A 21018-nucleotide genomic window follows, 5' to 3' on the forward strand; every position below is an offset into this window, starting at 1 on the left:
CTTATACATTGTTAACATTAAGAATAGGCGGTTACACAGAATCTTTTACAGTCTCCATCTCGCCAAATGAAATCAAGTAACAGCATAGCCACTCGTACAATGTCTCGGGTGTCATCTGTTGGCATATCTAGCGTTGCAGATGCTGAGTTGCTGTAATGTAGCTCGTTTGGATTAAAGGGACTTGAGCGAATGAATACGCTGACAACTTTAGTGCATCGTTTCTGACTTCTCAGCTTTTCACCTGCTCGGCTCGCATATTCGCTAACAGCTTCGCGCATAGCGTTGGTTGTCGTTATACGAGACCCAAACGAACGACTACATACAATTTGCTGTTTTGCTGCTGCTATTTCTTCAATATCAATACAACTCTCGCCGTTTAGCTCTCTCACTGTTCGTTCTAGGACGACAGAGAAGTTCTTTCTAATAGTCTTGGGATCTGCATTAGCTAGATCGAGGGCTGTTATGATTCCTTGAGCATGCAAATGCTTAGAAAGCCTACGTCCAACGTCCCAAACCTCATCAACTGGGTATAGAGCCAACAAACGCTTTTGACGCTCAGAACAGCAGAGATCAACAACGCCGCCAGTTGCGGGAAAATCTTTCGCAGCATGGTTAGCTAGCTTTGCTAGCGTTTTGGTGGGAGCGATGCCAACACATACGGCAATCCCTGTATACTGGCCAACCCTTTGCCGAATGTCTCGACCAAAACCTTCAAGCGAAACAGCACTTTCAACGCCCGTTAAGTCTAAGAATGCTTCATCAATAGAGTAGACTTCTACGCGAGGTGCTAAGGCTTCAAGCGTACGCATCACACGGCTAGACAGATCAGCATAAAGTGTGTAATTCGATGAAAATGTCACTATTCCATGCCGCTGTATCTCTTCCCTAATCTTAAAGACAGGCACACCCATTTTTATACCAAGCTGCTTAGCTTCCTTGGATCGCGCCACCACACACCCATCGTTATTTGATAGGACTACAACAGGCTTGTTCTTAAGGTCTGGTCTAAACACTTTCTCGCAGCTTGCGTAAAAGCTGTTGCAGTCAACGAGGGCGAAGGTCTTCGTCATTCAAGCTCACAAATTGTTGCATAAGATATACTGTATATTTGTACAGTATAATATAGAGCAAGATTTGTGCAATCTGTTACTGATCCTTCTAGCTTGTTTCTGGTGTGAGACCTATATGAATACAAAGGGTAACCGATGGAATATCAAGGCGGATCTAGTTAATTGACTAGTCCATTTAGGGTACACCTATAATGGACTAGTAGGATAGCTCTCAAAGTCTACAGAAAATGTTTCCTCTTCATCAAATGGAAAATACTTTAATAAACGCCAAATTTCTGTTTTTATACCTTTATTATCATAATTTATAGAGTTTACTGCAAAATGAAAGGCCATCCGTAAAATTATATTTTTATCTGTAGTTCCTATAATTTCGAATATTATATTTCCTTCTTTATATTCCTCATTGACAGTATATGAAACTGTACTGGTCAACCCAAATTGGACACATTTAGTTGAGAATTTTCAAACTCTATGGGTGACAAATCACCATTGGCAGAATGCAGTCGCTCTATGTTGTAATACTTCATATAAGCTGCCACATCTTGTTTCATAAATTCCCTCGTTGGCTGACTCACCTTAAAAAGCCAATCGTGTTTCAAGCTACCAAAGAAGCGCTCTACAACAGCATTATCCCAACAAGCGTGTCCTCTTGGTAGAGGTGCGTGACACTTCCTAGCATTAGTGTATTTCCGATAATGATGCTTTAGCTTGATATTTTCCAACTGAATCACATAGTTACATAAATCATACGGTTTACTTCATGTCTTCTACGTATCCCACTTTGGAGATTCAAGCACTCCCGAGATAATTAGCCTCTGGTCAGCGAGTATGAAGTAGAAGGAACCGTATGCGTTTAGGTAACTCCAGCCTGTTTACGTTTGCAGTACAAGGTAGTAATGATGAGTTTCGAGTCGTTAAGTTTGACGGCAGAGAACGTGTTTCAGCCCCATTTTATTTTGTGGTTACTATAGCTACGACCAATTTTGAGTTAGAGACGAGTACCTTAATTAATAAGTCTGCCTGTTTAACGCTCTTAGCTGAAGAAGTAGCCCCCCGCCATATCCATGGCTGTATTGAAAGCATAATGATGATGGATGTGGGTCGTCGTTTTGCTACCTATCAGTTGGTGTTAACCCCAAAACTCCATCGCTTAGCACGCCGCAGCCAGCAAAAAATCTTTCAGCAGCAGGATGCGCAACAAATGATGCGCACGATATTAGTGGATGCAGGGTTAATTGAAGGAGATGATTTTCGCTTTGAAATCACAGGAACCTTAGCGCAACGCACATACACAACACAGTATGCTGAAAGTGATCTGGACTTTTTTAACCGAATACTGGCAGAGGATGGCCTACATTATCATTTTCTTTTTTCTGCCGACCGCCATGTGTTGGTAATTAGCGACACTCAGTTTATTTTTAAGCGCTTAACAGAAACACCTGAAATCCCTTTTGTAAAGCATACGGGTCTTTTAAAGCGAGATTATGCCATTCATGACTTTAGTCTGCAGACAAAACTACAGCCGAATAAGGTCACGCTCAAGGATTATAACTTTACCAAGCCTTCATTAAACCTTGAAACATCAGAGCAAACAGGGTCAGGTGATTTTGAGGTCTACCATCATGGAGGCTTATACCAAGAGCCTGATCTAGGCCAGCAACAAGTAAAAACGTTACTTAAAGCCTTTCAGGTTACGACAGAGTGTGGTCATGGTGAGAGTAACTGTGTGTATCTGAGTGCAGGTAAGCTCTTCGCTCTGACTGACCATAATAATCCTGTGTTTAATCAGGAATACCTGTTACTCGATGTACGTCATACAGGCTCACAGTGTCCCCTTTGCAATCGTGTGCTGCAGTAAAAAACGTACACGCTATACCGCTAATGTCTTCTTACTCAGTTCTCTGTCTGTCTAGTACGCTGCATTCATTTCATAAATAGCCGTTTACTGTTGTATGAAGCTACCCAAGATTGAAACCTTATCCCCTGAAGCCTATCAGGATCTCCAGCAGGCCATTACGGCCTCATCATTAAGCCAGGACCATAAAGCCCTCGTCATAGGTGTGTTGGATCTCTGTTTATGGCTTCAGCAAAAACTGACCTTCTCAAAAATCAGCATTAATACCCTGAAAAAAGTGTTTGTGATACAAACAGAGAAACGTCATCGACCTCAATCCGACGCAGAGCCAGACATCACATTTGCAGAGACAGTAACCACTGAGGCGGCTAATGATGAGGGTGTGCTCCCTGTCAATGCTGATGATGGCGTGAAGGATGATCAACAGCCTCCTAAAGGTCATGGGCGTATTGCAGCAGAGGCGTATACTGCTGCAGAAACCATCATGCTGAATCATCCTGACTATGCCCCAGGTGATCCTTGTCCTTTACAGTGTGGTGGCCGCCTTTATCAATTGAAGACACCGGGTGTATTTATTCGTATTGAAGGGGGACAGCTGTTTGAAGCCTATCGCTATGAACAGCAACGCTTACGCTGTGCGGTTTGTGGTGAAGTCTTTAAAGCCTCATTACCACCAGGCATTATCAATAAATACGACGAGCGCAGTAAAGCCATGATCGCGGTGTTAAAGTACCAGTTAGGGTTGCCACTGTATCGGTTAGCCCAATGGCAGCGGCAAACCGGAGTCCCGTTGCCCGATACCACGCAATGGGAGCGTTGTGTGGAGGTCTATCAAGCCATCCTGCCAATTTACCATCTGTTGGTAAATTACCTGGCACAAAGCCCCTGTATTTATCAGGACGACACCTGGGCACGCATTCTCTCAGTGAAAACCCAAAAAGAACATGATCCCCAACGCCCTGACCGTAAAGGCACCTATACCACGGCCTTAGTGGGCGACTATAGTAATCATCCTCTCTATATCTTTATCACCAGTCTGAACCATGCGGGTGAAAACTTAAGTGAAGTATTAGCACAACGGGATGAGTCCTTACCCCCTGTCATGCAAGCCTGCGATGCGTTAAAGAGCAACCAGGTGGATGATGCCTTTACTACGCTTGTTTGTCATTGCCTGGTACACGGTAGGCGTAAATTTATCAATTTAGAAAGCTATTATCCTGACCAAACTGGTATGGTTCTCGATACCATCAGTGCCGTCTATGCCCACGAAGCTAAATGCCAAGAGGCTAACTTATTTCCTAAAGCGCGACTGGCGTATCACCAAGAGCACAGTGGGTCATTGATGGCTAACCTCAAAGCCTGGATGGAGCAGCAAATAGCTGAGCGTAAAGCGGAACCCAATAGCCCTTTAGGTAAAAGCTACAACTATTGGTTAAAGCATTGGCAAACGCTAACACGTTTTTTAACCCATGAAGGTGTGCCCTTGGATACTAATCGGGTCGAACGGGCCTTAAAATTAGCCATTCGAGTACGCAATAATAGCCTGTTTTATAAAACGCTTAATGGCGGTCATGTAGGGAGTGTCCTCATGTCGGTGATTCATACCGCATTACATAATGGGATTAATCCCATTGATTATTTAACCGATCTACAAATCCATGCGCAATACGTTAAACAATCACCTAAGCAATGGTTACCGTGGTGTTATCAGGAAACCTTAAATTCGATGAATAATCCCCAGGAGGATTTAGCGGCTTAATTAAAAAAATTAAATTAATTTAATTTAATTTAAAAAAATACACAACATTATTGAGCGACAACGGGTTTCCAATCGTCACTCATGGCCGCACGCTGTGGATGGCCTTGATACAACAAAACCTGTAAGGCTTGTGCATTAAGGGTGTACGTGTACGTGTCCGCTTTAGGCCACCATTTTAATTGGCCCTGTGAAAACCGTTTCATGCATAACCAAAAGCCTTGGCCATCGTAGACTAATAATTTAACCGCAATGCGTCGTTTATTGGTAAAGACAAAAATAGTCCCGCTATACGCATCTTCATTTAAATGCTGCTGACACAGTGCAATTAAACTATCGATACCTTTACGAAAGTCGACGGGATTCACCGCTAATAATAAACGATGATGAGGTGTTAATTGCAGCATAATTACGCAATAAAATGATGAATTAAGGCATCCACGGCACTGGTGGGTAATTGATGAATTTTTAAGACCGTGCCATCAGGACGGGTTAACTCAATCCCAAGCACCATCGGTGATACTGACGGCTTGTTATCCTGGTGATTAACCACACCTGTCGCGGCAAGATCCACGCTAATAAAATCAGTCGCCATAGATGCACGGGATGGCGATGGTTTAGGTGGCGCTTTCTCTGCAAGACAATCGGGTTCCCCTAATAACAACGCACGCTTATGCATAAACTGAGCACGGGTAAGCCGTAGTGTCGTTAATATCTTCGTGAGTTTATACTGCGCCTGCAGTCGAAAAACATCATGCCATAATGCATCAGGAAAGGGTTTACGAGGTTTAGGACGCTGCCGCCAGGCTTCAAACTTAGCCTTGACGTCTTCCAAAGTCAAAGGGGTTTCAGATTCTGATACCGCTTGCATGGGGCTTCTCCTGAACCATTAACGATGCAGGAAAAGACTAACAGCAAGGGCTAGGAGGAGTCACGCACGGTTGCAGAGGGGACACGATTATTTTCAACGGTTAACAAAATGAATACAAATATCACTTTAAAAAAGTACGATAGTTTAATACAGTGTCACGCGATGTTTAAATTGACCTTTAAACTTCTATGCTTCGCATTGCCTCAATGATCACAGTTCCTCCCGTTTTTTTAGGTTTTGAGGCGATGTTTTTTTCAATTTTTTTATTGCTAATAAAGCCGCAATATTACGCAATTTCAATTAATAACAACAAAAAAATACACTTACTACTACAAAATGATAACGCTCTATTTAAATCTTCACTTGTTATAATGATTGTTCATATTGAGTCATAAGCACTATTATTTAGAATATTCCTTCAAAAAGCGACTCCTCACCTTCCCAACATAATAGACAATACACTCAATTAAATTTAAAAACTTCTCTTCGTGACTTGATAGCTCTTAAAGTGATTCTAGACTGTCAATATACCACTAGATGTGGTTGTGCATAGGTCAGGGACGTGACTACAGTGGACATGACCTTTAGTGGTGTCCTTTGGTGTGAAATACTTAGACTCCCGTGATACTGCACGCACTATAGTCATAGTAGAGTTTAGGTATTTCACACCAAAGGGCATCACCCCTTTTTTAAGCTCCACCTCCACAAACCATATACTGACACAAAGTAAACCGAGCACGTTGAGTAAACGTTAATCGTACACCCGCAGAATCAACACAGGAATATGCAATCCAGTCGCTTATTTTATAGTACAATGATATGCCATACGTAGAAAAACCACTTACCCACGAAATGTACCTTAGAGTCCAGAGCGACTTAGTGAATGCATTCATAGAGGAGTTGAGCTTATACGAAGAGCTTGGTTCTGCAAGCATGTCTACTTTGGCTTTAAAGATAAAGATTATCCCCGAACCCACTTAGCACCACGCCCTTTACCTTTTAACTGGATAATACCCTCTGCTTTTAATTCGCGAATAACATTACGTATCGTTTCATGGCTAACCCCTGGTAAATTATTGACAATATCAGAAATAGCAAAAGGCTTTATTTGGTCAAGAATATAAGCTTTCACCATTTGTGATTTACTGCCTTTTGACGTGCTGAAATCAACCTGGTCTACCCGTCCTTCAAACTCTTTATAAGCCCGAATCAGCACACCCCAAAAATAATTGAGCCAAGGCTTAGGATCATGCATCCCTTGATGCCAGCGCTGTGAGCTTCGCTCTAGCGTGGCATAGTAGTCGTCTTTGGTTTCTTCAAACACCCTTTCTAAACTAATGAATTTACCAACCTCATAGCCCGCTTGGTACAACAGAAGCAGTGTAAGCAAACGAGCTGTTCGACCATTGCCATCAGAAAATGGGTGAATACATAAGAAATCTAAAATGGTTAAGGGAATAATCACCAACGCATCATACAAACTCATTACTTCCTTATAACACAGCTCTAACTGCTCCATAGCTATAGGGGTTTCAACAGCACTGACTGTCTGGAAACGAACCCGCAAAATACGTCCATCTGGGCTTTTCTCTACAATATCATTATCCATCGCTTTCCAGCGACCACCATCCTGTGGCAGATAACGATAAATAAGATTATGTACCTGGCAAATCACATTGCATGAAAACGGCATGTAGTGTGCTGACTCATGGATAAGCTCCAGCACATCACGATAACCAGCAACTTCCTGCTCTGATCGACCACAAGGGGCACTATCGTGTAACACCAAGTCTCTCACTCGTTCTGTGGAGACAATGATACCTTCAAGACGGTTAGATGATTCACTGGACTCAACCAGTGCAACCTTTTGCAATGAGTTCAGAACGTCCGCTTTTTGGTGAGCATAGAGAATCTGCTTACCTTTATGCTCGCCAATGGCCCTCAACATAGCGGTTTGTTCAAGGCTTAAATAAAGCTTATTGAGATAGTCTGTTGTGAGTGATTTCATAAACAAGGTAATATAGATAAATTAATACCCTGTTTATACCAATAAATGAGGTAATTTAAAAGAAAAACAGGGTATAAACATAAAAATATTACCCTGTTATGTTGTATAAACAAGGTAATGCTTCATCACTATCATCACACACCAACTGACCGCATCTAATGAATACCCATGAGTAGAGTCAATAGCTTATCATCCTGTCCAATTTGCGTGACATTCATCACATTATTGCCAATAACTAACGCACGATAACCCCGCAAAACCTGAACATAAGTACATATACGAGTTAGATCAATGTGCTCAGTATCTGTATAAATTATAAACAGATACACCGCTTTTTTGATGGTTGATAACGTTTTCATCAATTTTGAGCAGGGAGACGTCCAATGAGCTTTTTAGTATCGACGCTAAGTCTGTTACTGACCTTCATCTCAGCCTGTAGGTCACAGGTTTTTTGGGTAGGATGAACAATACTCGACATGTCGCCTATTTTACCTAAAATAGTTATCCCGCAACAGCAAATTCCAACGATGGATGGGGTTTAAATTGACTGATATCAAATCCTCGTAAAAGCCAATTAAATTGTTCTGTCGTTAAATGAATGGCGTTTTGCTCCTGTTTTTTTGGCCATTTAAATTTTGCTTTTTCTAACCGTTTATACCACAAACAAAAACCGGTTTTATCCCAGTAAAGCACCTTGAGTTTATCTCGACGCCTATTACAAAACACAAATAATGCGGTTGAAAAAGGTGACAACTGTAAATTCGCTTCCACGATCATCGATAGACCATTAATGGATTTTCTAAAGTCAACAAACTCCCGATGTAAATACACGTCAGGACAGGTGGTTAAATCAATCATGCGAGTTGCTTCAGTAATGCCGCAAGCCAAGTCGGTGATACACCTGGGTTAAGTCGAAGTTCGGTCTTACCATAACGGATAGACAGTACGTCATCATCAACACTGGCCATCACATGTGCCTGGATAAACCTCTGTTGTGGTGGTGGGCTATGACGAAGCTGTCGCTTACGCAAACTGAAGTACTTTGGGCACAGCTTATGCTCTCGACAAAAGGCGGCAGCACTTAAGCCACTTGCCGCTTGCTGATCTAATAAAGACTGCCATTCTTCTACAGTGCGCTTTTTCATGTACGACTCCTATTTAAAAATAGAAACCATACAAAGGATATTTCATCAATGGCAAGGTGTAGTTGCTTTGGCGCTTACAAAAGTGAAACTTATTATGGGTTTAAAGGGCACTTACTCATTGATTTTCATGGTGCAATTGCAGGGTTTACGTTAACACCCGCTAATGACAGTGAGCGAGAAGCCGTCTGGAAGTTAACGAAATTGATGAAGAGTGGTATTTTGCTAGGTGATAAAGGTTATTTAGGTGCAGATTTTAAGGCTGAATTATTTGCGACGGAACCGTTCTGTGTAATCAATTAAAAACAGGTTTAGGCACCTGTTTTTTTATATCGGTTATAGCTTTAAGTAGGTCATAAACAAATCAATCGCGATGATCAAGCAACACCAAAAAAGCATATGCAGCCATACGGATCGACAAAATAGGAACTCTCTGAATGCGCCTTTCAATGCTTCCCAGCGTTTCACTGCAGGCGACCTATGGACTTGCCGTGGGTTGGATTAATCTTTTGCCTGGCATGTCGTCAAGCGCTTGACTCGTACACACCTCACTGGGTTTTAGCACCATCAGTTTATCGTGTGTGCTACTAGGGAGATATTTCCATATTGTTTCAAACAGCGTCGCTTGAGAGCCAGGGATCTGTATTACCCACAGAAACTGCATTACTTTGTTGGCACCTAACTGCTCCAAAGCTTCATCCATGGAGCAGTAATCATCCAAATCACTGTCATGTAACTCATACGCAATGTAATATAGTGCCATTCGATACCCCACCTTTGGACGTTGATATACTTCAAAAGTAGCATGTGACCGATCATTACGCAGCAATCACCTACCAATAACGCTATAGCAATTAAATTACTCTCGAAAGTCTTTCTGGGGATAGGTTAATTGACGTAGGCATGGCCTAGAACGTAAACCCGTCTGGGTTATAGCACATAATAATACAACACAAAACAATCACTTACCCTCTATACACGCCACAATTCTACTATCATTAACTTATATAAACTAAACATTTCCCTACACGATACTAGACGTTTAGTTGCATGTATTTTTATTTGTGTGTACCCTGTCTTCAAAATTATGGATAATAATAATGAATCAAGTTAAAGTTCAATCCAATACAACGACACTCAACATTCAAGCGCTTTGTCGGGAAATTGATGCAGGAAAAGCAGAACAAGGAGGGATCAAACTAAGGCCTTTTTATCAACGGGACTATAAATTTACCAAAAAAGATGAAAGCTTTTTGATCGAGTCATTGCTTATGGGGATTCCTATTCCCACAATTTACTTGGCCTCTGACACCTCTAAATTTCCACATATTTCGAACGTAATAGATGGTCAGCACAGACTGAGAGCGATTCACCGATTTATTAATAATGAATATCTGCTGTCAGGGTTAGAAAAAATGCCCGATTTAAATGGGTTATATTTTGAAGATTTACCTGTAGAGCTAAAGAATAAGCTTTCTGTTCAAACAAGTCTTAATGTGAACTATATTCATGTTCAAGATGATCCTAGCTTAGAGTTAGAAATTTTTCTGCGGTATAACAGGGGAACTAATCCTATGTCTAAACAAGAAATTAGGCATGTACTCTTTGGTTCGCCCTTTAACGACTGGGTGACGCAGCAAGTTGAGCGAATGAAAAAGGAAAAATCTGTTTTAGCTGAAGTTTTTAATATGGTGAAAAAACGAATGGCGGATAAAGCTGTTCACTCAGATTTATTTCTGATGTTTAACATTTTACACTATGGCTTAAACGCAAAGCATGCAGGAACGCCCTACTATGTTGATGAAATTATGTCAAAGACAAGGAAAATGGATCACAATGAAATTCAAAAATTTATAGAAAAATCTACTTTTATGTTTGAACAAATGAGTGATTTTTTATTTCATTTGCGCTCATTAGGGATAAAACATACCTTTTCAAAAGAGCTTTATGCGCCCAGTGAGAAAAGTCATCATTTTCAAGCAAGTATAATGATGATCGTTACATCCGTGTTTAAACATATACTTGAAACGCATTACAACTATAAAGAAGATAATGAGTTGTTGAAAAAAATAAAAAAAGGTTTTTGTTCAAGTATTTTTTATGGGGCTAAAAGTGCCACTACTAATTTTGATCTGGTCAGTGATGCCATGAACAGAATTAAAACTGAGCTTGAAGGGCAGCCTGTATTCTGACCAAGCGATTCATAACTGAGGGTGTACTTTGTATATTCGCAGTATCCAAGTGATCTGTTTTAAACTCTTTAGTGTACAGTTTTCATTAAAAATACCTCAATACTAGAGATTGATTATCTCTCATTAATGGGTCTAGTTCCATTAGGCCTGAACACCTTGCCAGGATTTTATTAAGAGGGTAGTAATCTTTACATAAGATATCATTGCAACAAACAAAAATTACATTATTTATGCTACACAACCCCTATAATCTGCGTCCATTTGGTCTAGGGTGAGTAAATCGACCATAGGGAAGATCAGAATGATCTGCCTGTTCTCCCTCGACCTACCTTAAATTCAAAAGAGTATGATTTATGATAAAGATACTAGCTGTAGTTTTAGCTGTTGTTGCTATTAGTAGTGCATATGCTGACTTTACTCCAGAGTTAATATTGGAAACAGAGACAGCTTTGAATAACTGCCCACCAAGTATTTGTCGTATCAGCTAATGATAGAATAATCAGAAAAGTAAGCTGTACTGGTTTTACCCCGTTGTAAAACCAAAATTAATATACTTTCAGGCTCCACATCGTTGGAGCTGTTTTTTTACCTTCACTATGAAAACCTATTCAATAAAACCACGGCCAGCTTTTATTGATTACGAAGTTTATGGTGTTGTCTCCAAGCTTAAAACTTAGCCTTTACTGCTTCCAAGAAGTGTCTGTGGGTGAATATGTTTTCATGGTGCTTCTTATCCATTCCTGATACAGGAACAGGCTAATAGCAAGAACTAAAGTGAGTTCCATAGGCCGCACTTGATGGAACGATGGGAAACGTTGAAAGGAGCATTAAGGGGGTATGGGTGACGGATGAATATTCTTTCGCTATAACAGATTTTAAAAAAACAGGTACCTAAGCACCTGTTGTTAACTTATTATAAACAGTTACTGAGCACGATGTATTTTAATATCATCCAGATAGTACTCAGTCCCTGCTGAGGGGCCAACTATCATCATATAAGTGCTGCGCACGTTATGGGTTGGCGCAGTGAATGTGCCCTCAATATCGTACCATTGCCCATGATTGACTTTCTTAGTGGAGACCGTTTCCCATATACGATAGCCATTGTTATTTACATAGGTCAGTGCTACCTCAACATTTTCATTTTGTCGTAGACTATAACCCAGTCTTAATTTGGCTTGTACTTTAAAGCGCTGGCCAGGTTCAATAATGCCATGCAGGTTTAACGCGGGACCACTATACGCTGATGAGCGATTATAAGTCAGTAAACTAGCGTAACCTGAGGTTGAATACTGCCATGAGTTTGCCACATAGCTGCCATACCCAAACCAGTTACTGGTACCTTGCTCGAAGTTTTCATCCAATACATAACGGATTACCGGTTTGGGTGTTCCATTCACGTTTGTCTGATCAACTTTCTTCAGCAAAACTTCATCCAGATAAAAGTCAGTGCCTGCATCAGGTCCGTAGGCAAAAACGCGTACAGAGCGCAGCGTACCTATTGGATTAATTTTAAAACGGCCAGCGAGTTTAGAAAGCGTATTGCCTGCCAAAGAGTGATTGTCGACATAGTGATAGTAGGTACCACGGTTATCTGAGACTTCTATCGCTAGGTATCCCATACTCCGTGAGCGATAGTGACTGCTTAACCCCATTTTAGCGGAAAGGCTATACTCAACACCAACCTTAATCTTTGAGGTAATATCTTGTACAACACCACTGTAAAAATAGTGACGGTTGCTTACACGTGCCATATAGTCCCTTCCACATTCACGATCTTGATAATCGATGCTAATGTTTTCAGCACTCGTGTAAGACATCCATACACCCAAATTGTTAAAGTCACCCTCACTGAGTAAGTTACCTTCTAACTCGTCTTTTTGACAAATGGAAATGGGCTTAGGGTTTGGCTTTGATGTGGGTGTTTCTGGCTGAGAGCCTGTGCCTCCATCCGTTGGTGTGGAGGTATCGACCACCTTTGTGGCCATAAAGTTAGCTACTTGATCCCCCATTTTATTCAAGTGCTTAGCAGCATCCGCACTGCCAAAAACACCACATGCATCACCATCACACTGGTAAAGAGAAGGATTAGAAATATAAGGAACAGCTTTAGCCCAGCCAAACACATGGGGGTAAGCCATAATCGTAGCAAAACGGTTATATTGCCCATAGCCTCGAGCCGACCGGTCTACCCGATAATTTTCTGAATTATAGTCATCCTGCTCAGCAGAGTGCCCTGCACCGGCATTATGCATTGACTCGTGTAAAAATGTTCGGTTACCACATTCGACACCCACAAGGTTGTAAGCATTCGCGCTTGCCGTCGAATAAAACGTGTTATTATACCCACCAGGTATGTAGCCTATACCACATGTGTAATAGACCGCATTTCCCTGAACGACTTCTTCGCGAAGATTCACCAGTGTGACAATATCAGCCCCATATTTTCGCCGCAAATTAGCAACTTCACTGTTTTCTGCCAATGCCGCTAAAGCACTGCTGGTGACCCTTTTATAGCGACCAATATCATAAGAATTAAATAATTGCTTGTGTACCAAGCGATATTTCAAGTTAACATGACTACGCTTAAATGTTTCATTTGAATAGTTAATATAAGACGCTATTTGAGTGTCAATATCACCAGCCACGGTATAATTAGCCGCATCTTGGGTATAAAGTACCATGATATCAACCACATGCTCACTTGACTGTGCTGATAGTGCAAAACAGCTTGCCAGCGATAACACGACTGCTTTTTTTGGACACAAAAAACTCATTGCCATACTCCCAGGGTGGCTATTCATTCTCAATATGATTTAAAGATTATTTGGGGTGTGAGTTACGTAAATCGTCTTTAACAGTAATAGCATCAACATGCTCAGGATTTTGGCGTTGTGCAATCTCATCTTCACTGGTGGCACGACCTTTCCCTGTCTGTTTATCAATGACAACGGTCTGATTACCATAACGTGTTGCTAAACTGATAATGGTGGTTCGCTTCCCCTCTGTTACCAGCATGCTTTCGGTGTCATTGCCATCAACTATCTCCCCTTTCCATACAATCTCCCCCATATCACCGTTATAAGTTTCTATTAATTTGGCGGTAACGGAATGCTCTGTTGTGACCTGCATGGTGACAACACCATCCATTATAAAGGAAGATAATACCGAAGGATCCGCTTGAACAGCATACGTTTCTTGGTTCTGAATATCAGCATCTGGAAGCAGCCAAAGTTGATGCTGTCCTTGAGTTAAATCTACTGCTTTTTTTGAGGCTGGTTGCTCTGGTAATGTTACGGCTACTGTAGGGTTATTGGTGGATTGCTTCTTATTTTGCTGTGAGGTTCGATGTTCTGTCTGTTCTGCTCTGACTTTTAACTTTTCAGTAGCGGAATGTTTTATTTCCAATTTATCTGAGGATTCAGAACACCCCACTAAATAAATAGAAAATAGCGAGACGCCTAATGCCGACAATGTCGTACGCATCAGCCAAGTATACTTCACTTAAAATTCTCCAAGAGATGTGTCTGAACACGTTGTACTGCGATGATTCTAATGTGTGGCGGCATACCTTGCCGCACCATCAACGCTAAATAAGACAGAACGATTATACTACTTAGATCAATATTATATGGTGAACTATTTCACATTTATGCGGTTGTGGTGAACTTGTAAAGGAAGGTATAACCTCACTCTTACTTAAGCTTAAGGGATGAAAGTGAAATGGTTTTCATAAATTACATGGCTCAAAACTGAGTATATGTTCAATAGTAAATCTTTAATTCCAGAAAGTCTGCCAACGAATAAAGGCTTGATGTTCTTCAATGAAGCCATTCTTTGTTTTAATATCTTCTCCGTATTGTAAAATTAACCTGCTTTGTCTTGATTTTTTGATAAGGGCTAGTCCGTATCGATGCCGTTCAATTGAATCATGTTGTGAAACACCCTCTAGCTTACTTTCTCCACCTTTATGAAAGTAATAACTTCCTGCGAATACTAACGTTGGTTCTATATTGAACATTAAGGTAGCTTGGGTCGAAAAAAGTAATTTTTGTTGGTATTTTTGATGGGTGAGGCGGTAGTCATTATTTTCTTCAAACCATTGCACATCAGCAGAAACCATAATATCCCAATGGTCACTCAGTTTTGTTTGATAAGCGATTTGCTGAGCAAATGACCAGCGATTTAACCCTAAATTGATCAATTGATTTGAGTTATAGTCTCCTGTTGGGGCGATCAAATATGATGCTGTAGCAAAGTAGCGACCCGTTTGATGATCAGCATAAAACCAGTACGCAAATGCACTGGCGGTATCTCCCAAACCATATTCATCATCGAAAGAAGAGAGTGATTGACTGGGTTTAACATGCAGCCAGCTAGGTTGAATGTAAACGGCGGCAGGTTGGTTGTTAAGAGTAAAGGTTCGTGTATAGCGAACTAAGATTCCATCAAAATTAAGTTGAGTATTCAAACTAGTTTTTTTTCCATCGCTGTATTTGTCCCCTAACTGTATAGCGGTATACGACAGCATGAATGCATTTACATCTGGTGGAGGAGCAATAGCTTGCCCAGGTATAGTATCAATGGCATGTGTAGTGTCAGAGGCCAGTAAAATAACCAAGGGCATCCAACATATCATCTCATTCCTGTTCATGATTACGGTGAATCAACTTTTTAATCAATGATTTGTAGGGGGCCAGCCAGCATTGAATAGTCTACTTCATAACCACCAATATGATGTTACTCAATTGGATATAACTTCTGCAAAGTCTTTAGAACGCGCATTAAAAATTAATATTTAACAAATTCTACCAATAAAAGTATGGTTAACAATATTAAATGCGTAGTCATTTTTTAAAATCATGCTGGCTTTATATAAACTTTTTACTCATTTTATTATTTGATTACCTGAATAATCACTATTTATTAAATATTTTTACATCACTCGCCTTTTAAAAAAAATACATCATTAACCATTTTAATACTTTTTATTTTCTCAATATATAGCATAGATTACTACAATACATATTATGGACTTTTTATTCACTGCCTCTTGATAGTGCTGGCCATGGAAACATGCTCACCATCGATTTTTAAAGTTTTCAAATAAATATAGCCAGTTTAGGTTGACCAGTAATGCATAACAGATCTAGCTTTATAAAAAATAGTTAAAAGACAGTAGTATGATAATGAATAGTATTAAATATGCAGTCAATGGGCTTATTGCTTCTACTATCCTAATCTCACAGACAACATTAGCCGCTCAAATACGGATTGATGGTTTTATCTCCGTTGTCGGTGGAATGACGGTCAATGATAAGAAGCTAGCCAATGGTAAAGAGTCAACTTATGTCACGACACCCGTCTTCATCAATAACTCAGATAAGACGCCTAATGAAAATGCGCGATATGATGATAGCTTTAGTTTTCTACCGGAATCAAATCTTGGCATACAAATCCATTCTGATGTAAACGAAAAACTATCTGCTACAGCGCAATTAACTGCTCACGGGGCCAATGATTTTGATGCCGAGTTAGAGTGGGCTTATGCCTCTTACTCAGTTGATGAGTCATGGACGTTGGTTGCTGGTCGGCAACGTATTCCTCTTTACATGTATTCAAGTTATTTAGACGTAGGTTTTGCCTATCACTGGTTACGTCCCCCTGTAGAGCTTTATGGCGAAGGTGTGAGTGCATACACAGGTCTTTCTGTTAAACACTCAACGGATATAGCAGGTTGGGATCTAAAAAACCAAATTTATTATGGCAATGCAAAAAACTCTCAAGCAGCGCTTGGTAATGTTGAGTTAGAAAACCTGGTAGGTATCGTTATTTCCGCTTAAAATGATGCTTTAACATTAAGAGTATCTCAACATTATGCTAAAGCCGAAGCAGGGGATGGCAATAATGCATATTATACAGAAAATAATAAAGATGCTCTTTACTTTAGTTCCATTGGCGCTAAATTAGACTTCTATCGCTGGTTTATAAGTAGTGAGTTAACTTATTTAACGGGTGATAAAATAATTACTACAACGTCGGCAGAGTTAGGGGGAGATGATCGGTTATCTGCTATGATTAGCGCTGGATTAAGAGTAGACAGTCTTACGCCTCATGTTTCTTATGCTTATCGTTCAACAAGTTTCAAAGCAGAAGATATCAATCACGATGGAGTAACAACAGGAATAACCTTTGATAACAAGGAAGATAATATTGGAACGTTAACACTAGGGCTGCGTTGGGATTTTGTTGAATCTGCAGCCATAAAATTTGAATATACACATTCGAGTGACAAATCAAGCCAAACATTGAAAAACATTTATGGTGAAAGAAATTCTGTTAGCACTTTCGCCATGGGTATAGACGCTGTATTTTAAGTGAACAAAGTCATGAAAAAAACAACCCTATTTTACTTATTATTCATAAGTATCCTACCCCATCTTTCAAGTACAGTAAGTGCTGATGCAATTATTGTTCATCCATCAAGTAGTTTTACATTAACACAAAGTGAAGTATCCAGAATATTTCTAGGCAAAGCAAAACGTTTTCCTAATGGTACTAAAGCTGTTCCTATTGACCAAATGGATACTTCACCAATAAAAAAAGCATTTATTGAAAAAATCCTTAAAAAAGACAGTGGCCAGCTAAAATCTTTTTGGTCTTATAAAATATTTACTGGAGAAGGTATGCCACCAAAAGTGGAATCTAATGATGAAGCGGTAAAGGAATTGGTTTCAAAAAACCCAAGTATTATTGGTTATATAAGTAATAAAAATATAGATGATTCAATTAAAGTATTACTTGAGTATTAAGATGTATCTAATATTACTAACTATATAGAGCAATTTTTAATCATTACAAGGTACAAACTAAACGATTTTTTATGGTGTCAGTGTCTTATTCGTATTATAGTACCCATAATCCATTGTATAAATTTTGCGGCTGACGTAAATAAAGAGGTTTTATGGCAATTGTAATTTCACTCTGCCTTTTCATGCTAGCTTCTTTTGTTTCAGCGGAAACCCTGATATTAACGATTGCCTCCGTACATGAGACTACACCCTATGTGACGAAAGACCATCAAGGCATCTTAGATAAACTCTATGCTGAAGCCTTTAAACGGGTGGGGAAAAAAGTGATTATTCAGCCTGTTTTCCCTGCAAGAGGAATATACCAAGCTAATCATGGTACAGTAGATGGCGAAGCGTTAAGGATAGAAGGTATAGAACTTCATTATACCAATTTAATTCGTGTTCCTGAAATTGTGTGGGAGGGAGATGCATCTGTCTTTACTAACAAAAGACGAACAGATATCAAACCTCATGGTTGGCAGTCATTGGAAGGATATCGCATTGGTTATTTAAATGGTTGGTTGTTTCCTGAACCTTATATAGGAGGGTTTAATAATATTCATAAATCTAACTATTTATCATCACTGATAGATATGGTGGAACATGACCGATTGGATGTATTTATTCATTTACGTTTAGTTACGTTATATTACTTGAAGAAACAGGGAAACACATCGGTTAAAGAGCTTAAGCCAGTTTTGGCCAAGTTACCGTTATATTTGTATCTTCATAAACGCCACGCTCGACTGGTACCGGATCTGATAAAGGCCTTACAGACGATGAAGAAGGATGGTACCTATCAATCAGTCTATGACATGATTAACTGTCAACTCGCGCTACAACACGATAAACGAGGTTGTTGAGAATTCGTCAGTTCTCACAATATAGCTTGTCTATGGTTTATTAAGTCATAAGGTTCTGTGGCATGTGTGCCTACGACACACATGCCACAGAACCACCGGTTTTTATTGGGTTAACCACATATGTATTAACATAAAAATCGTTTGCATTAAGTTATACTTAAATGCGCAACTGAAAATCTGATTCTATAGACCTGTTTACGTCATACTTACCTGGAGTAAAAAAAGCACTGCCATCTTGTTGCTGAACATAAAATATAAACCATTTTGACAAACTGTTATCTGCTGGGTGTACAACTTCTCCTGGTCGACATAATGTGCTGATTGAACGGTAAATTTGTTCTTCGATACTAAAAAAATAAAAGTAAGTGCCGTTAGGCATAAATTGGCTGTGCCATTCACCTTCTACTTGTACGGTATTACCATCTTGGTCATTGACCCAATACCAATAATCCCCACGCATCGACGCGCAAAAAACGTTTGTAGTATCCGCAAGAGCGCCTAATGACATAGTATAAAATAACAGAAAAAAGATTACTTTCTGCAATCGTAAGAGAGATTGGTGAGTCACGATATACCTTAATACGTGAAGCGTAGTTCATTGAGTGCTAGCTTTTTAGTGATCAAAACGCTTAGCGTAACAGAGACTGGATTGTTCTATAGGCAAAGAACAGTGTAATAACACCAGTGGAATTGCAAACCATACTATACTGCTTGACAGTAGCGTTGACGAAATAACACTATTTTTCGTGCCTATCATTAGGTCAAATGTTACATAAGCAAAAAAACTTAAGACACAGGTAACCACAGCACCAACTGGCCAAAATGAATCAATACACTTCAGTAATTTCGAAAAATCATTATTTTTTCTTTTGTTCATGGTTGTATTAGATCCATTTATAATAGAATTAATGCGAAAACACTACCTTGGCATCAATAGCACTATATACATCCGACACAAATTCCTTTGAGTACAAGGTGCTTTATATAGCACTAACGTCGTTTGGTCATACTATAAGTAACTATGTGACTAATCAACCACTTTTTAGTAAAGTATTGCTCATATTAATCGACGTTGCTTTTGTAAGAATGGTGTTAAAGCATTAAAAAAGTCCCAACACTGTGGGACTCCAACGTGACTAACTGATGTGATAAGGGGAATTAGAGCCTGAATTCTGATGGCAACAGATCCCTTGATGTTGTGTTATACTTTCCTTCTGTTACATATTGACTACCATTTGACCTTTGGACCAAAAATATATACCACTCCCCCCAATAATTATCCGAAGGCTGCGCAACATATTCTGACGAAAATTTTTGTTTACACATTTGGTTGATGAATAAATAAATTTCTTCAGATACCTTAAAGTAGTCAAATTCAGAGCTGTTAGTTGCTATTCCTCTACCCCACTCGCCATTAACTTCCAGTGGTGTTCCATTTACGTCTAACCAATCCCAATGACTTCCATCAGGCGTAGCACAGAACACATTGGTAGTCTCACGCTCTGCATGGACATTACTGATACATAAAATAGCTATCAAGGTGGCAATTATTTCTCTCATAGGAAACGCTTTTAGTTTGATGAAAGGGTGAGGGATTATACTGACCAGAATAGCTAAGTAAAGATAATGAATGATTTATATTAAATAGAGAGTATATTATTTTTGTATAATAACTATTCGTAAAAATTAATTTATTAAAAAATACGTTTAAACGAATCGTTCACTGCTTGATATTCAATTTTACGTAATCAAAAGAATAATAGTATATTCTTAATGATACATATAATTTAAGTATTATTACTTATATGCTGGGTAGTCACAAGTGAAAGCTGCTACCCTATGTTTATAGGTTATTACCGACAAATCAATAAGTTGCCGGCAAATTATACTAAAATAAAAATGAATATTTATGATATATTAAAAAATATGTAAGTTTATTAAGTCTGTGTGTCGATAGTTAATTTCGTATTCATAAGCATTATTAATAGACTTGATTAAATAATAATATTTGTACTTACGTCTATTCTATGCGTTAATTCTTAATCTGATTTTATAGCGATTTTAAGCCATGACGGCATTCAGGCAGTTTACAGTACCACTTTGCTATATAGCACGGTCCAAGTCAAAAATTTGTCCTTTGATCAATATCCCCGTCATAGTACAAGAAATTCGTTTTTAGGGGTTATTAATCCATTATGTGATCACTTAGCACCACAAAATAGGTTAGGTTTACCTTTGGCCTGTAGGTAAACATCTTCCTACTAGGGATTAATTGACGCATCAAACCTTCACAAGGGCGTGAAAGGTATTCATGAAGATGATTATATGAAAAGTATATTTCTTTTCAGTGTGAGTGCTTATTTTTGGTATTTAGTGTCGTTAACGCAATAGCGAAACAACGACACGATGG

General features: G+C 39.4%; 22 protein-coding genes and 2 pseudogenes. 9 read left to right on the forward strand and 15 right to left on the reverse strand.

Annotated features, from left to right (window positions below; translation table 11 throughout):
* Positions 1-17 precede the first annotated feature (17 nt).
* From umuC to KHS79_RS21570, 3 genes and pseudogenes are all read right to left on the reverse strand, one after another.
* Positions 18-1070 carry a translesion error-prone DNA polymerase V subunit UmuC gene (umuC, locus tag KHS79_RS21560; protein ID WP_212721993.1) on the reverse strand — a complete coding sequence of 351 codons (1053 nt, stop codon included), beginning with the start codon at positions 1068-1070 and terminating at the stop codon, positions 18-20.
* Positions 1071-1256: 186 nt separating this feature from the next.
* On the reverse strand, positions 1257-1502 hold the full coding sequence (locus KHS79_RS21565; RefSeq protein WP_212721996.1) for a hypothetical protein: 246 nt from the start codon (positions 1500-1502) through the stop codon (positions 1257-1259).
* Positions 1499-1711 (reverse strand): annotated as a pseudogene (locus KHS79_RS21570) (integrase core domain-containing protein); the annotation flags it as partial. The gene KHS79_RS21565 and the pseudogene KHS79_RS21570, both read right to left, overlap by 4 nt.
* A 206-nt stretch (positions 1712-1917) precedes the next feature.
* Between KHS79_RS21570 and KHS79_RS21575 the strand changes: the two are divergent.
* Entirely contained in the window at positions 1918-2928 is a 1011-nt protein-coding gene (locus tag KHS79_RS21575; protein WP_212721999.1) for a type VI secretion system Vgr family protein, read from the forward strand.
* A 94-nt stretch (positions 2929-3022) separates the two neighbouring features.
* Entirely contained in the window at positions 3023-4684 is a 1662-nt protein-coding gene (gene tnpC, locus KHS79_RS21580; RefSeq protein WP_094789102.1) for an IS66 family transposase, read from the forward strand.
* A gap of 47 nt (positions 4685-4731) precedes the next feature.
* On the opposite strand, the gene tnpB (KHS79_RS21585) is transcribed toward tnpC, so the two are convergent.
* The 6 genes from tnpB (KHS79_RS21585) to tnpA form a co-directional block, all read right to left on the reverse strand.
* Positions 4732-5088, reverse strand: coding sequence for an IS66 family insertion sequence element accessory protein TnpB (gene tnpB, locus KHS79_RS21585; protein ID WP_094789101.1), 357 nt, complete (start codon positions 5086-5088; stop codon positions 4732-4734).
* Positions 5089-5090: 2 nt separating this feature from the next.
* Positions 5091-5552, reverse strand: coding sequence for a hypothetical protein (locus KHS79_RS21590; RefSeq protein ID WP_212722002.1), 462 nt, complete (start codon positions 5550-5552; stop codon positions 5091-5093).
* 961 nt (positions 5553-6513) lie between these two features.
* Positions 6514-7560 (reverse strand): Fic family protein, encoded by a 1047-nt coding sequence (locus KHS79_RS21595; RefSeq protein ID WP_212722005.1) that lies wholly within the window; start codon positions 7558-7560, stop codon positions 6514-6516.
* A gap of 155 nt (positions 7561-7715) precedes the next feature.
* Positions 7716-7919, reverse strand: coding sequence for a hypothetical protein (locus tag KHS79_RS21600; RefSeq protein ID WP_212722008.1), 204 nt, complete (start codon positions 7917-7919; stop codon positions 7716-7718).
* A 142-nt stretch (positions 7920-8061) separates the two neighbouring features.
* A complete protein-coding gene (gene tnpB / locus KHS79_RS21605; protein WP_212722010.1) occupies positions 8062-8418 on the reverse strand; it encodes an IS66 family insertion sequence element accessory protein TnpB in 357 nt (118 codons plus the stop codon).
* Positions 8415-8705, reverse strand: coding sequence for an IS66 family insertion sequence element accessory protein TnpA (tnpA, locus tag KHS79_RS21610; protein WP_212722012.1), 291 nt, complete (start codon positions 8703-8705; stop codon positions 8415-8417). The genes tnpB (KHS79_RS21605) and tnpA overlap by 4 nt, the downstream gene beginning before the upstream one ends.
* 48 nt (positions 8706-8753) lie before the next feature.
* Between tnpA and KHS79_RS21615 the strand changes: the two are divergent.
* Positions 8754-8972 (forward strand): annotated as a pseudogene (locus KHS79_RS21615) (transposase); the annotation flags it as partial.
* A gap of 208 nt (positions 8973-9180) precedes the next feature.
* Here the strand turns inward: KHS79_RS21615 and KHS79_RS21620 are convergent.
* Positions 9181-9465 (reverse strand): hypothetical protein, encoded by a 285-nt coding sequence (locus KHS79_RS21620; protein ID WP_212722030.1) that lies wholly within the window; start codon positions 9463-9465, stop codon positions 9181-9183.
* A gap of 337 nt (positions 9466-9802) precedes the next feature.
* Here KHS79_RS21620 and KHS79_RS21625 point away from each other — a divergent pair, with 337 nt between their 5' ends.
* Positions 9803-10894, forward strand: coding sequence for a GmrSD restriction endonuclease domain-containing protein (locus KHS79_RS21625; protein WP_212722031.1), 1092 nt, complete (start codon positions 9803-9805; stop codon positions 10892-10894).
* Between the two features lie 353 nt (positions 10895-11247).
* Positions 11248-11382, forward strand: coding sequence for a hypothetical protein (locus tag KHS79_RS26180; RefSeq protein WP_267910769.1), 135 nt, complete (start codon positions 11248-11250; stop codon positions 11380-11382).
* A gap of 435 nt (positions 11383-11817) precedes the next feature.
* Here the strand turns inward: KHS79_RS26180 and mep72 are convergent, their stop codons facing one another.
* The 3 genes from mep72 to KHS79_RS21640 form a co-directional block, all read right to left on the reverse strand.
* Positions 11818-13671, reverse strand: coding sequence for a biofilm-associated metzincin protease Mep72 (gene mep72, locus KHS79_RS21630; protein WP_212722032.1), 1854 nt, complete (start codon positions 13669-13671; stop codon positions 11818-11820).
* Between the two features lie 46 nt (positions 13672-13717).
* Positions 13718-14398 (reverse strand): biofilm-associated metzincin protease inhibitor BamI, encoded by a 681-nt coding sequence (gene bamI / locus KHS79_RS21635; RefSeq protein WP_212722033.1) that lies wholly within the window; start codon positions 14396-14398, stop codon positions 13718-13720.
* A gap of 274 nt (positions 14399-14672) precedes the next feature.
* Positions 14673-15521, reverse strand: coding sequence for a transporter (locus KHS79_RS21640; RefSeq protein WP_212722036.1), 849 nt, complete (start codon positions 15519-15521; stop codon positions 14673-14675).
* A 562-nt stretch (positions 15522-16083) separates the two neighbouring features.
* On the opposite strand from KHS79_RS21640, the gene KHS79_RS21645 reads away from it, so the two are divergent.
* From KHS79_RS21645 to KHS79_RS21660, 4 genes are all read left to right on the forward strand, one after another.
* Positions 16084-16737 (forward strand): hypothetical protein, encoded by a 654-nt coding sequence (locus KHS79_RS21645; RefSeq protein ID WP_212722039.1) that lies wholly within the window; start codon positions 16084-16086, stop codon positions 16735-16737.
* A 231-nt stretch (positions 16738-16968) separates the two neighbouring features.
* The gene (locus KHS79_RS21650) at positions 16969-17271 is read left to right on the forward strand and encodes a hypothetical protein (protein WP_212722041.1); all 303 of its coding nucleotides are present in this window, start codon (positions 16969-16971) and stop codon (positions 17269-17271) included.
* A gap of 12 nt (positions 17272-17283) precedes the next feature.
* Complete coding sequence (locus tag KHS79_RS21655) at positions 17284-17706, forward strand: type 2 periplasmic-binding domain-containing protein (RefSeq protein ID WP_212722044.1); 423 nt, start codon at positions 17284-17286, stop codon at positions 17704-17706.
* Positions 17707-17858: 152 nt separating this feature from the next.
* A complete protein-coding gene (locus tag KHS79_RS21660) occupies positions 17859-18608 on the forward strand; it encodes a substrate-binding periplasmic protein (protein WP_212722046.1) in 750 nt (249 codons plus the stop codon).
* A gap of 157 nt (positions 18609-18765) precedes the next feature.
* Here KHS79_RS21660 and KHS79_RS21665 read toward each other — a convergent pair whose 3' ends face one another.
* Both KHS79_RS21665 and KHS79_RS21670 read right to left on the reverse strand, forming a co-directional pair.
* A complete protein-coding gene (locus KHS79_RS21665; protein WP_212722049.1) occupies positions 18766-19176 on the reverse strand; it encodes a hypothetical protein in 411 nt (136 codons plus the stop codon).
* A gap of 590 nt (positions 19177-19766) precedes the next feature.
* On the reverse strand, positions 19767-20168 hold the full coding sequence (locus tag KHS79_RS21670) for a hypothetical protein (RefSeq protein ID WP_212722064.1): 402 nt from the start codon (positions 20166-20168) through the stop codon (positions 19767-19769).
* Positions 20169-21018 lie beyond the last annotated feature (850 nt).

Origin of the sequence: Zooshikella ganghwensis (genome assembly GCF_018263875.1) — a bacterium.
Taxonomy (GTDB): Bacteria; Pseudomonadota; Gammaproteobacteria; order Pseudomonadales; family Zooshikellaceae; genus Zooshikella; species Zooshikella ganghwensis.

Coding starts and splice junctions, on each gene's coding strand:
- KHS79_RS21575 (WP_212721999.1), top strand. CDS start 1,918: ATGCGTTTAGGTAACTCCAGCCTGTTTACGTTTGCAGTACAAGGTAGT.
- KHS79_RS21640 (WP_212722036.1), bottom strand. CDS start 15,521: ATGCCCTTGGTTATTTTACTGGCCTCTGACACTACACATGCCATTGAT.
- KHS79_RS21600 (WP_212722008.1), bottom strand. CDS start 7,919: ATGAAAACGTTATCAACCATCAAAAAAGCGGTGTATCTGTTTATAATT.
- tnpB (WP_094789101.1), bottom strand. CDS start 5,088: ATGCTGCAATTAACACCTCATCATCGTTTATTATTAGCGGTGAATCCC.
- KHS79_RS21670 (WP_212722064.1), bottom strand. CDS start 20,168: ATGAGAGAAATAATTGCCACCTTGATAGCTATTTTATGTATCAGTAAT.
- KHS79_RS21655 (WP_212722044.1), top strand. CDS start 17,284: ATGAAAAAAACAACCCTATTTTACTTATTATTCATAAGTATCCTACCC.
- KHS79_RS21590 (WP_212722002.1), bottom strand. CDS start 5,552: ATGCAAGCGGTATCAGAATCTGAAACCCCTTTGACTTTGGAAGACGTC.
- KHS79_RS21645 (WP_212722039.1), top strand. CDS start 16,084: ATGAATAGTATTAAATATGCAGTCAATGGGCTTATTGCTTCTACTATC.
- umuC (WP_212721993.1), bottom strand. CDS start 1,070: ATGACGAAGACCTTCGCCCTCGTTGACTGCAACAGCTTTTACGCAAGC.
- KHS79_RS21650 (WP_212722041.1), top strand. CDS start 16,969: ATGATTAGCGCTGGATTAAGAGTAGACAGTCTTACGCCTCATGTTTCT.
- KHS79_RS21595 (WP_212722005.1), bottom strand. CDS start 7,560: ATGAAATCACTCACAACAGACTATCTCAATAAGCTTTATTTAAGCCTT.
- tnpC (WP_094789102.1), top strand. CDS start 3,023: ATGAAGCTACCCAAGATTGAAACCTTATCCCCTGAAGCCTATCAGGAT.
- KHS79_RS21660 (WP_212722046.1), top strand. CDS start 17,859: ATGGCAATTGTAATTTCACTCTGCCTTTTCATGCTAGCTTCTTTTGTT.
- KHS79_RS21625 (WP_212722031.1), top strand. CDS start 9,803: ATGAATCAAGTTAAAGTTCAATCCAATACAACGACACTCAACATTCAA.
- KHS79_RS21620 (WP_212722030.1), bottom strand. CDS start 9,465: ATGGCACTATATTACATTGCGTATGAGTTACATGACAGTGATTTGGAT.
- KHS79_RS26180 (WP_267910769.1), top strand. CDS start 11,248: ATGATAAAGATACTAGCTGTAGTTTTAGCTGTTGTTGCTATTAGTAGT.
- tnpB (WP_212722010.1), bottom strand. CDS start 8,418: ATGATTGATTTAACCACCTGTCCTGACGTGTATTTACATCGGGAGTTT.
- mep72 (WP_212722032.1), bottom strand. CDS start 13,671: ATGAGTTTTTTGTGTCCAAAAAAAGCAGTCGTGTTATCGCTGGCAAGC.
- tnpA (WP_212722012.1), bottom strand. CDS start 8,705: ATGAAAAAGCGCACTGTAGAAGAATGGCAGTCTTTATTAGATCAGCAA.